This is a genomic window from Streptomyces abikoensis (assembly GCF_014648775.1).
GTDB lineage: Bacteria > Actinomycetota > Actinomycetes > Streptomycetales > Streptomycetaceae > Streptomyces > Streptomyces abikoensis.
Genome location: NZ_BMRT01000007.1, coordinates 23437 through 34807, shown reverse-complemented (window position 1 = coordinate 34807; position 11371 = coordinate 23437). Strand labels below are relative to the sequence as shown.

Annotated in this window: 8 protein-coding genes; 3 read left to right on the top strand and 5 right to left on the bottom strand. The window is 72.8% G+C overall.

The features are described 5' to 3' along the window. Positions 1–82: 82 nt before the first annotated feature. Positions 83–631, top strand: a complete 549-nt coding sequence (locus IE096_RS21840; protein ID WP_189454327.1) for an acyl-CoA thioesterase — start codon at positions 83–85, stop codon at positions 629–631. A 14-nt stretch (positions 632–645) separates the two neighbouring features. On the opposite strand, the gene IE096_RS21835 is transcribed toward IE096_RS21840, so the two are convergent. Beyond that, a complete protein-coding gene (locus IE096_RS21835) occupies positions 646–2142 on the bottom strand; it encodes an LCP family protein (RefSeq protein ID WP_229820491.1) in 1497 nt (498 codons plus the stop codon). Between the two features lie 239 nt (positions 2143–2381). Between IE096_RS21835 and IE096_RS21830 the strand changes: the two genes are divergently transcribed. Further along, on the top strand, positions 2382–3386 hold the full coding sequence (locus IE096_RS21830; RefSeq protein WP_189454325.1) for a glycosyltransferase family 2 protein: 1005 nt from the start codon (positions 2382–2384) through the stop codon (positions 3384–3386). A gap of 37 nt (positions 3387–3423) precedes the next feature. Here IE096_RS21830 and IE096_RS21825 read toward each other — a convergent pair whose 3' ends face one another. The 4 genes from IE096_RS21825 to IE096_RS21810 form a co-directional block, all read right to left on the bottom strand. Then, complete coding sequence (locus IE096_RS21825) at positions 3424–5163, bottom strand: LCP family protein (protein WP_189454322.1); 1740 nt, start codon at positions 5161–5163, stop codon at positions 3424–3426. Positions 5164–5260: 97 nt separating this feature from the next. Then, on the bottom strand, positions 5261–7024 hold the full coding sequence (locus tag IE096_RS21820) for an LCP family protein (RefSeq protein ID WP_189454320.1): 1764 nt from the start codon (positions 7022–7024) through the stop codon (positions 5261–5263). A gap of 290 nt (positions 7025–7314) precedes the next feature. Next, complete coding sequence (locus tag IE096_RS21815; protein WP_308430369.1) at positions 7315–8736, bottom strand: LCP family protein; 1422 nt, start codon at positions 8734–8736, stop codon at positions 7315–7317. Positions 8737–8874: 138 nt separating this feature from the next. Continuing rightward, on the bottom strand, positions 8875–9627 hold the full coding sequence (locus IE096_RS21810) for a TIGR03089 family protein (protein ID WP_189454318.1): 753 nt from the start codon (positions 9625–9627) through the stop codon (positions 8875–8877). Between the two features lie 139 nt (positions 9628–9766). Between IE096_RS21810 and IE096_RS21805 the strand changes: the two genes are divergently transcribed. After that, positions 9767–11308, top strand: coding sequence for a peptidoglycan recognition protein family protein (locus IE096_RS21805; protein WP_229820489.1), 1542 nt, complete (start codon positions 9767–9769; stop codon positions 11306–11308). Positions 11309–11371 lie beyond the last annotated feature (63 nt).

Sequence of the window (11371 nt, the reverse complement as noted above, 5' to 3'; positions counted from 1 at the left end):
TCCTGTTGCAGAGCTGATGCACACTTCTCCGGACACCCGGGCGCCCGGCCGGGTGTCCGGCGGTCCCCGCATACTGGGGGACATGACCAATCAGGACCGCGGCACGGATCCGGAGATACCCGGCAAGCCGACATCGGCTTCCCGCACGACGCTCTCCCACATCATGACCGGCAACGACACCAATCTGCTGGGCACCGTCCACGGCGGTGTGATCATGAAGCTGGTGGACGACGTGGCCGGCGCGGTCGCCGGGCGGCACTCCGGCGGGCCCGCGGTCACCGCCTCCATGGACGAGATGGCCTTCCTGGAGCCGGTCCGCGTCGGCGATCTGGTTCATGTGAAAGCGCAGGTGAACTGGACCGGCCGGTCCTCCATGGAGGTCGGCGTGCGGGTGCTGGCCGAGCGGTGGAACGAGTCCACGCCGGCCGTCCAGGTCGGCAGCGCCTATCTCGTCTTCGCGGCCGTCGACGCCGACGGCAAGCCGCGGCAGGTGCCGCCGGTGGTCCCCGAGACCGAGCGGGACCGGCGGCGCTACCAGGAGGCGCAGATCCGGCGGACGCACCGGCTCGCCCGGCGCCGCGCGATCATGGAGCTGCGGCAGAACCGGGCCGCCGAGGGCATCGAGGACTGAAGCAGAGGCCGGGTTCAGGTCTGCTCCGGGCAGACCGCCTGGTCGCCGGTGACCACCGGGATCCGGTCCGGCCGGTCGGGCTCCTTGGCCCGGACGGGCCGGACGTCGGTGAAGTCCTCGCCGAGGACCACCTTCATCAGCGGCCCCTGGCCGGGCGCCGGCCGGAGCTCGGCGCCGGGCAGGGCGGTGGCGAGCGAGCGGGCCGAGCGGTCCCAGCGCGGGTCGTAGGTGATCGTCGTGTGCTTGATCGCGGGCGGTGGCGCGTCGGCCGGCAGGCCGGTGGTGAGGAAGCCGGTGGCCCGCAGCGCCTGGTCGGCGCCCCGGGCCAGCCCCGGGCGGCCGCTGCCGTTGAGGACCTGGACGCGGATCCGCTCGGGGGCGACGTCGACGGCCGCGGCGGGGGGCTGATTGCCCTCTGCGGGCGGCTTGGCGTCCTGGGTGTGGTGCGGGGAGCCGGGGGCGGCGCCCACGGGCCGGTCCTCGCGCAGGGACTGGAAGAGCTTGCCGGCGGCCGCGTCGTCCCAGCGCACGGTCGAGCCGACGTTCGGCACGGGGTAGTCCGCCACGGCGATCGGCACGGACATGAACTCGGTGGAGGCGGGGGTCAGGTTCCGCATCGCCCTGCCGAGGTCCACGAGCTCGTCGGTGCCGAAGCCCCGGTCCGCGCGGACCGAGCCGACCACGGACGAGGCGACCTCCTGGAACTTCACCGGGTTCAGCAGCACCCCGCCGTCGGCCGCCTTGTGCATCAGTGAGGCGAGGAACCGCTGCTGCCGCTGCATCCGGCCCAGGTCGGCGGCTCCGTCCAGATGGCGGGAGCGCACGTACTGGAGGGCCTGGCCGCCGTCGAGGTTGCTGGTGCCGGCGGGCAGGTCGAGCCCGGAGTAGGCGTCCTTGAGCGGCCGTACCGTGCACACCCGCACCCCGCCCACCGCGTCGACGGTCCGCATGAAGCTGGTGAAGTCGACCTCCATGTAGTGATCGACGTGCAGCCCGGTCAGCCGCTCCACGGAGCGCACGGTCAGCCCGGGGCCGCCCTCGGCGTAGGCGGCGTTCAGCTTCTGCGGATGGGCCGGGCGCACCCGGCCGAACTCGTCCGCCCGCTCGGGGATCTCGGTGTAGGTGTCGCGCGGCAGGCCCACCACGGTGGCGCGCTCGCGGTCGGCGGAGAGGTGCACCAGCAGGATCGTGTCGGTGCAGTGACAGGCGGTGCCGCCCAGACGGTAGCGCCTGCGCTCGTCCTCGGTGATCCGGTCGCGGCCGTCGGTGCCGACGAGCAGGACGTTCATGCCCCGGCCGCCGTCGGGCCGGTTGGACAGGCCCTCGAAGGCGTCGACGCGGCCGATCCCGCCGGAGAGCCCGGAGACCACCGCGTGCCCGATGCCGCTCGTGCCCAGCACCGCCACCGCGGCGACCGTGGCCAGCCGCATCCCCCAGCGCGGGGGGCGCGGTGGGGTGCGGTGGCGGGCGTTGGCCGGGCGGGGTGCGGGGGAGCGGGCCGGTGCGGTCACTGCGGGACCTCCGCGGGGATCGGGCGGCGAGCCGGGGACGGGCAGGGACGGGTGTGACGCTTCCCTCGCCATGCGGACACAACGTAGGCCCATACGATGATCTGTCTGCGGCCCCACGCCGTCCGCGCCCACTCCGCCACCCGGGCGGGGCGGAACCCGGTCCCCCATTGGCGGTAACGTGGCCGACGTTTCCGTCGTCCGCCGGGTGGTGATCCCGACCCCCGTACCCCCGAGGAACCATGCCCGATCAGCAGCTGCCAGCCGTTTCCGTGATCATGCCGGTGCTCAATGAAGAGCGGCATCTGCGCACCTCCGTGCGGCACATCCTGGAGCAGGAGTATGCCGGTGAGCTGGAGGTGGTCATCGCCCTCGGCCCGTCCACGGACCGTACGGACGAGATCGCCGCGGAGCTCGTCGCGGAGGACTCCCGGGTCCACACGGTGCCGAATCCCACGGGACGCACCCCCGCCGCGCTCAACGCCGCGATCAAGGCATCACGTCACCCGATCGTGGTACGCGTCGACGGGCACGGCATGCTCTCGCCGGACTACATCGCCACCGCCGTGCGGCTCCTGGACGAGACCGGCGCACAGAACGTCGGCGGCATCATGCACGCCGAGGGCGAGAACGACTGGGAGAGGGCCGTGGCCGCCGCCATGACCTCGCGGATCGGCGTGGGCAACGCGGCCTTCCACACCGGTGGCCAGGCCGGCCCCGCCGAGACCGTCTACCTGGGCGTCTTCCGCCGTGAGGTGCTGGAGCGGCAGGGCGGCTACAACGAGGAGTTCATCCGCGCCCAGGACTGGGAGCTGAACTTCCGGATCCGTGAGGCGGGCGGGCTGATCTGGTTCTCCCCGGAGCTCAAGGTCTCCTACCGCCCCCGCCCGAACGTGCGGGCGCTGGCCAAGCAGTACAAGAACTACGGCCGCTGGCGCCACGTCGTGGCCCGCTACCACCAGGGCTCGATCAACCTGCGCTATCTGGCGGCCCCGGCCGCCGTGTGCGCCATCGCGGCGGGCGTCGTCGTGGGCGCGACCGTCAGCCCCTGGGGCCTGGTCGTCCCGGCCGGCTACCTCGCGGCGATCACGGCCGGCTCCGTCCCGGCGGGCAAGGGCCTGCCGGTCGGCGCGCGGCTGAGGATCCCGGTGGCGCTGGCGACGATGCACATGTCGTGGGGCTACGGCTTCCTCACCAGCCCGCGCTCCCTGGCGAAGAAGGTCATCGCCAGCCGCCGCACCGCCTGACGGGCCGGGGGCTTGGCCCCCGGACCCCGCCCCGCGCTCAGAACCGGTTCGCCGTGTTCACCTTCATGCACGCCGAGGCGTCCGCGCCGTTGAGCGGGTCCGAGCTCTCGGGGGCCTTGTTCTCGCCCGTCGGCTTTCCCGACGGGGTGGCCGAGGGCGAGCCCGACGGGTCCGGCGTGCCGGGGTCGCCCCCGACCGCCCCCGCCGCCGCTTCCGCCGGGTACGCCGTGCCCGTCCGCCAGTCCCCGCCCACGACCAGCGTGATCTGCCGGACCTCGGGGGAGTGCCGCACCGCCGTGTCCGGCAGCCCGAGCGCCTTGGCCACGGCGAGGGCGTCGGCGCGCTGCCCGGCCCTCGGATAGGTGATCGTGGTGTCCGCCTGCGCCCGGGGCGTGGAGTCGGCGGTCGCCTTGGCGAAGCCCTGCTTGACGAGGAACGCGGCGATGTCCGAGCCCCGCCCGGTGGCCGGCGGCTCCACCGCCGTGCCGGTGCCGTTGAACACGGTGATCGCGATGTCGTTCTTGCGGGCGGGCGGCGCGGTGGGCGCCGGGCTCTTGTCGTCCTTCTTCTTGTCCTTGCCGTCCAGGGCGATGTCGTTGCGCACGAGCGCGAAGAGCTTGTCGGCGTCGCCCGGCTTGGGTATCACGTGGGCGTCCGGGTTCTGCGGATCGGTGGTCCACGGCATCGTGGTCATGGTGATCCGGCCGGACGGCACCCGCTTGATGTCGTCGGCGAGGTCGTAGAGCTCCTTGACGGAGCCGAGGTCCTTGTCGACGGTGAGGGCCTTGGTGGCGGCCTCGGCCAGGTCGGTCAGCTGGCCCGGGTCGCTGAGCTTGGTGCCGGACTTCAGCTGCCGGACCATCGCGTTCATGTACATGTGCTGCGCGTGGGTGCGGCCGATGTCGCTGCCGTCCTCGAAGCCGTGCCGGGTGCGCAGCCACTGGAGGGCCTGCTTGCCCTTGATGGTGTGGGTGCCCTTGGTCAGCCGCAGGCCGGACTTGTCGTCGCGCACGTTGGCGTCCACGCACACGGGGACGCCGCCGACGGCGTCGGCCATGTTCACCACACCGGAGAAGTCGATCATCATGAAGTGGTCGACGGGGATGCCCGTGAGCTCCTCCCAGGTGGCGACCGTGCAGCCCGGGCCGCCGTTGCCCAGGCTGGTGTTGATGATCTGGCGGTCGGTCGACTTGTAGACCTTGCCGCTGTCGGGGTCGGTGCACTTGGGGATCGTCACCCGGGTGTCGCGGGGGACGCTGATCACCGACATGTTGCTGCGGTCCGCCGAGACGTGGACGAGCATCTGGACGTCGGCGAGCGGCGGGCGGTCGGCGTCGTCACGGGCGCCGCCGAGCTCCTGGTTCTCCTTGCTGCCCCGGCTGTCGGAGCCCAGCAGGAGGATGTTCAGCGGGCGCTGGCCGGCCGCGTTGGCGGCGCTGCGGTCGAGCTGCTTGTCGCCGAGGTTGAGCTTGTTCTTGCGGATGTTGTCGTTGAGGTGCTGGTAGTAGAAGTACCCCGCCCCGGAGACGCCGAGGACGGTGACCGCGACGCCGAGCGCGGTCCAGCGGGCTATTCGGCCGATGCGGCGCCGGCGGGCGCCGCCTTTCGCGTCGCCCGCTTCCGTACCGGCGTCCGTCCCGGTGCCCTTCGCGGCGCCCCCGGAGCCCTTGGCGCCGGCGGTCTTCGGCGTGCTCTGCTCCGGGACGCCCTTCTGCTCCGGCGCGCTCTCCCGGGCGTCGCGGGACTTCTCTCCCCGCACGCCGCTGCTCTGCCGCATCGGGCCCTCCCCTGGATGGTGTCCGGCCCGATGGGCAGGCGTGTCGTACCTAATGAGTATTACTGCGTTATGAGATGCGAAAGCCCATAGTCAGGGTTCACTTGGCGCAGATGTTCTCATCGTCGGCTTCGACTTTCTGAATCCCCTCCGGCGCCTTCTTCGGCGCGGACACCGGGACGCCCGCGCCCTTGAAGTCCGCGCCGAGGGTGAGCGTCATCTCGGCGGTGGGGGGCGCGTCGGCCGTCGCCTGCTTCAGGGCGTCGACGGGGAGGCCCATGTCCTCGGCGAGGCGGCGCGCCTGGTCGGCCTGGTTGGGGGCGAACTCCAGCAGGGTCTTGTCCTTCTTGCCCCCCGCGGCGTTGCCGCCGTTGCTGGAGTGCGCCACGCCCTTGCTGTTCTGCATCCAGGCGACGGTCTCCTGGGCGGCGCCGACCCGCCCACTGCCGTTGAGGATCTTCACCCGGACCTTCGCGGGCTCCGCCTTCGGGCCCTGGAGCAGCGCCGCCTGCTTGGCGTCGGCCTGCTCCTGCGCCTTCTTCTCCTTCTCCTTCTCCTCGGTGAGGGAGACGTCCTGGCGGACCATGGCGAACAGCGGCTCGGCCTTGGGCTTGTCCAGGATGACCGTCTTGTGGGTCTTGCCGTCGGCGGGGTTGTCGAGGACGGGGACGGTCGCGAAGGTCACGTTCTTCAGATTGACCTTCCTGAGCTCCTTGGCCAGGCTCGTCAGCTTGCTGATGGAGCCTATGCCGGTGTCGACGGTGAGCGAGTTGGTCGCGGCGTCGCTGAGGTCGTAGAGCTTCTTGGGGTTGGTCAGGGTGTCGCCGGACTTCATCTTCCGGAGCATCGAGCTCAGGAACTGCTGCTGGAGCTCGATCCGGCTGAGGTCGCCGCCGAAGCCCACCGAGTGCCGGGTCCGGACGAAGGCCAGGGCCTGCTCGCCCTCGACGGTGTGCCTGCCCTTGGTCATCTTGAGGTGCGAGTCGCGGTCGTTGATGTCCTTGGCCACGCACACCTCGACGCCGCCGACCGCCGAGGAGAGCTCCTTGACGGCGTTGAAGTCGGCCATCATGAAGTGGCTGACCTTCAGGCCCGTCAGCTGCTCGACGGTCCGCCAGGTGCAGCCCGGGTCGCGGTCCTCCTGGCCCAGGCTCTCGTTGAAGCGCACGCCCTTGGAGCCGGGGATGGTCTTCGTGGAGCCGTTCTTCTGCTTGGTGGGGCAGTCCGGGATGTCCGTGATCATGTCGCGCGGGATGGACAGCGCGGTGGCGTTCGTCCGGTCCTCGGAGACGTGGAAGAGCACGGTGGTGTCGGCGTGGCCGACGCTGCCGTCGTCGCCGTAGCCGGTGTTGCCCTTGCCGGAGCGTTTGTCCGTGCCGATGACCAGGATGTTCAGCGGGCCCTTGTCGAACACGCTGTTGTTGATGCCGACGTCGATCTTGTCGATGTTGTCGTTGAGGTGCTGGTAGATCAGATAGCCGCCGACCGTGCAGACCACCAGCACCAGGCCGATCGTGCCGCCGGTCCACATCAGGACCTTCTTCTTCCGGGCGGCCTTCTTCTTCGGCTTGGGGCGCCGCCGCCCGGCGGCCGTCGCCTTGGCCCCGGCGCCCCGGCGGCCGCCGGCCGCCGTGCCGCGCTGGCCCGGCACGGTACGGCCGCCGCCGGGCTTCGGCCGGGCGGGGGCCTGTCTGGGCGAGGTGCGGGGGGCGGGGCCGGAGGCCGCGGCGGAAGCTTCACGGGGAGCCGTCGCGGGCTCCCCGGCTTGATCGAGACGCAGCTCGTAGCTGCCCGTCTCGGGGTCGAACACCCATTGGTCGGCGGGGTCGATACCGCCCGCCCGCCCACGGCCTTGCGCGTCCACGGTCGCTTGAATCCTCCGTCGGTGCCACGCGGCGCCTACCCCCCTGAGGCGCTCGGAGCGTCGTCTGTGCAGTGCGCGGTCAACCCGGCGGTGCGCACCGGGTCGCTCACACTATCCGCCCAGTTCAGCGTCAAGCGACGCCCGTGACAAATTGCACTCCCCTACAACTGGGCAATCTGCCCAATCCCTTCGCGGAGAGGGCTGTGGAGAGTGCTGCCGAGAGAACACGGAGACGAAAAACCGGTCGGGTCGTTTGACGGTTTTATCGCGTTTGTGGCGCTGAGTGGCGCTCAGCCGCACATCCCGCGTGCCGCCGTGGTGCCCTGATAGGTCGGCGGGACGGTGGAGGGCGGCGAGGGCGCCGTGGTCGCGGGGGGTGCCTGGGATGCCGGGGCCGCCGGGGGCGCGGCCGGCGCCGAGGACGGGACGGGCGCGGTCCGTGGCGCGACGGGCGCCTGCGAAGGCGGCGCCGGCGGTGCGGCGGGCGGCGCGGCGGTGGCGGGGGGCACGGGCGGCGCCTCGCCGCTCTCCGTCCCGTAGCCGTCGCTCCCCTCCGGCCCCGGATCCCGCCCGGACCTGCCCCGGCCGTGCCGGTCGTCCCGCGGTTTGTCGTCGGCCGGGCGCACCTGCGCGTTCACCGACACCGGTTGGTCCAGCCGCAACTGACGGAACAACTGGTCCGCGTCGGGCTGGACGAGTTCGTCGCGCGCGTTGTTGAACGCGTACGGCCGCCGGGGGACCGTCAGGAACTGCACCCGTTCGGTCGGGATGTCCCGTACGGTGCGCACCAGGTCGTAGAGCTTCTTGAGCGAGTCCAGCCCGGAGTCCGTGGTCACCGACTTGGTGGCCGCGTCGAGCACCGGGTAGAGCCGGGTGGGGTTGAGCAGCACCCCCTCGCTGTGCATGTCGTGCACCAGGGCGCCGAGGAACTTCTGCTGGCGTCCCATCCGTTCGGTGTCGCTGCCGTCGCCCAGGCTGTAGCGGGCCCGTACGTAGCCGAGGGCCTGCTCGCCGTTGAGCGTCTGGTTCCCGGCGGGCAGGTGGAGCTTGGCCTCGCGGTCGTCCATGGGCTTGTCCAGGCAGAGCTCCACGCCGTCCATGGCGTCCACGAGGTTCTTGAAACCTTGGAAGTCCAGGACGATGTGATGGTCGATCCGGATCTGTGTGATGTTCTCGACCGTGCGGATCGTGCAGGCGGTGCCCGCGAGCTCGTACGCCCAGTTGAACTGCGCGAAGCGCTCGTTGGTGTACGTGCCGTCGCGCTTGCGGCAGCTGGGGATCGTCGCCATCAGGTCGCGGGGGAGGCTGACGGCGGTCGCGCTCTTCCTGTTGGCGGCGAGGTGCAGCAGGATCGTGGTGTCCGAGCGCTGGCTGCCGCTGTCCTCGCCGTACTTGCCGTTGCCGGAGCCGCTGCGGGTGTCGGACCCGATGATGAGGATGTTCTGGGCGCCGCGCACCAGCGCGCTGGGGCGCTGCTTCTCCCAGCGGCGCAGCTCCTCGGCGGTCTCGTCGTCGGTGGTGATGTTGCTGTTGAGCTGCTCGTAGAGCACCCAGCCCAGCCCCGCGACGACGAGCACCAGCGCCGCGGCCACCGCCGCCAGCCGCCGCAGCCAGCGCCGCCGGCGGCCCGGCGGGCGGGGCGTCACCGGGCGGCCGTACGGCTCCCCGGTGAAGGGGCCGTCCGGCGGGCCGGACATGCCTGGGCGGTTCACGGCTGCGCTGCGTCCCTCCGCCGCTCGGGTCGGTGGCGTACGCGCCCGGCGGGGCCCGGCGTCCGGGCGCGGCCCGGGGCGCCGGTGCCCGTGGGCACGTACCCCGATCATCGCCCGGACGCGACGCTCCGGCAGCGTCTACAGGGCCGTCACGGTGACGCGCTCGCTGGTGAGCCGCTGGTCCAGCGCGTCGGCGGACAGCTGATCGGCGTTGCGGCACAGCACGACGGAGCCGCCCGCCGCGAGCGGCGCGAGCAGGCCCGCCGAGAGGCCCTCCCAGGTGTCGTACGCCAGCCCGGACAGCAGGCGCGAGCCGGGGCCGAGGCCGAGCCGGGCGGCGTCGGCGGCCGCCCGTTCGACGACCTGCGCGCCCGTCAGCTCCACCCCCGCCACGGCGAGCGCCGGGGCGCCGGGGTCCACGGGGGCGTAGGGGGCGAAGCGGTCGCCCTGGCTCGGCACCTCGACGGCGTAGTCGGCGAAGCCCGCCGGGGCCTCGGGGAAGCGGCCTCCCAGCGGGCGCAGGGCGAGCGCGACGCGCTCCCCGGAGCAGGCGCGCGCCGCCTCCAGCGTGTCCGGGCCGCTGACGACCAGGTCGGCGGCGGCCGGATCGCCGCCCACCTCGGCGACCACACCGGCCGAGGAGCAGGCGAGCAGCCAGACGGCCGTCTGCCAGTGGGCGGGCAGCAGGAGCGCGAGCCGGTCGCCGGGCTCGGCGGCGAGTTCGCCCTGGAGCAGATTGGCGGTCTTCGCCACCCAATTGGCGAAGGTGGCCACGGACAGTTCCACGCGCTCGCCGGTGGCGTCGTCGTAGAAGGTCACGAGCGGGCGGGCCGGGTCCGCGGCGAGCGCGGAACGCAGCAGGTCGGCGGGGGTGCGATCGGTGGCGTTCATCGGCGCCAGCGTACGCGCCGCACCGGGTGACGGTCAGTCGGACGGAGGCGTCCCCGGGGCCGTCGGGACGCCCGGGGAGCCGACTCGCCGTCAGCGGATCAATGGACAGATTAGTATGCATATGTCCAGGATTTCTGGCATGCGTGGAAATCTCGTCCCCCCGGCCGCCAGCCTCTGCGCCGCCGCCCTGACCCTGTCCTTCCTCGCCGCCCCCGCCGCCGCCACGCCCTCCGTGGCGATCCCGCCGCACCCCGCCCTCCCCCGGGCGGCCGCGCCGCCCAGGGTGCCGGGCGCCACGCACTCGCTGCGGCTCGTCCCGCTCGGCCCCGGCCACCGGGCCGCCCCGGCGCACGGCCGGGTACGCGGGCCCCAGGGGCTGCCCGCCCGGGAGGTCCCGCCGTTCTCGCTGGTCGGCATCGTCTGGGACGACGCCACCACCGAGCTGCGCGGCCGGGCCCAGGTGCGCACCCGCCCCCTCGGCGGCCGGAGCTGGTCCGAGTGGCGGGACGTCCAGACGCACGACGACGACCGCCCCGACCTCGACTCGCCCGAGTCCCGCGCCGGCACCCTGCGCGGCTCCACCGCCCCGCTGTGGGTGGGCGCCTCCGACGCCGTCCAGGTCCGGGTCAACCCCGAGCCCGCGGCCGGGGGTCGGCTCGCCGAGGGCACCGCCCTGCCCTCCGGGATGCGCGTCGAGCTCGTCGACCCCGGCCACGACCCCGCGCCCGCCCGCCCCCGCGCCGCCCGGGGCCTGAGCGCCCCGCCCCCCGCGCCGGGCCCTTCCGACGAGGAGGCCGCCAGCTCGGCCGCCAACTTCCCGCTGGCCCCGCTGGGCGCCACCGAGATCCCCGCCGTCGGCAGGCCCGAGTCGGCCAAGGACGTCGAGGCCACCCACGTCGACGGCACGAACGTGGCCGAGGGCCACCCGATCTCCGACGGCCACGGCGCCGCCGACCCGGAGGCGGAACCCACGGACAGGCCCCAGCAGGGCGCCCCCGACAGCGGCGCCGACAACGGCGACGGGTCAGCCGACGTCGACGACTCCGACGCCGACTCCGACCTCGACGCCGGCCGCTACGTCGGCCCCCGCCCCCGCATCGTCACCCGGGCCGGCTGGGGCGCCGACGAGTCGATCCGGGAGAAGGGCTTCGTCTACAACAAGACGGTCCACGCCGCCTTCGTCCACCACACCGCCTCCGGCAACGGCTACGGCTGCGGGCAGTCCCCCTCCGTCATCCGGGGTATCTACCGCTATCACGTGGTGAGCAGCGGCTGGCGGGACATCGGCTACAACTTCCTCGTCGACAAGTGCGGCACGGTCTACGAGGGCCGGGCAGGCGGTGTGGCGAAACCCGTCAGAGGCGCCCATACTCTCGGTTTCAATACCAACAGCATGGGCATCGCCGTGCTCGGGACCTTCGGGAGGAGCGATCCGTCCAGCGCCGCGCTGACCGCCGTGGCGACCCTCTCCGCGTGGAAGCTCGGCCTCTACGGCGTCAACCCCGCCGGCACCGCGACCCTGGTCTCGGGCGGCGGCAACCTCTTCAAGAAGGGCAGCTCCGTAAGGCTCAGGGCCATCTCCGGACACCGCGACGGCTACGCCACCGAATGCCCCGGCGACCAGCTCTACAACCGGCTCGGCACGGCCCGCTCCACGGCCTCCCGCCTCCAGGGACGCTGACCGGGCGCGGCCGGAACCACACGTTCTGCGTACACTGGCCGCCGATCACGGCCCGGCCCCGGC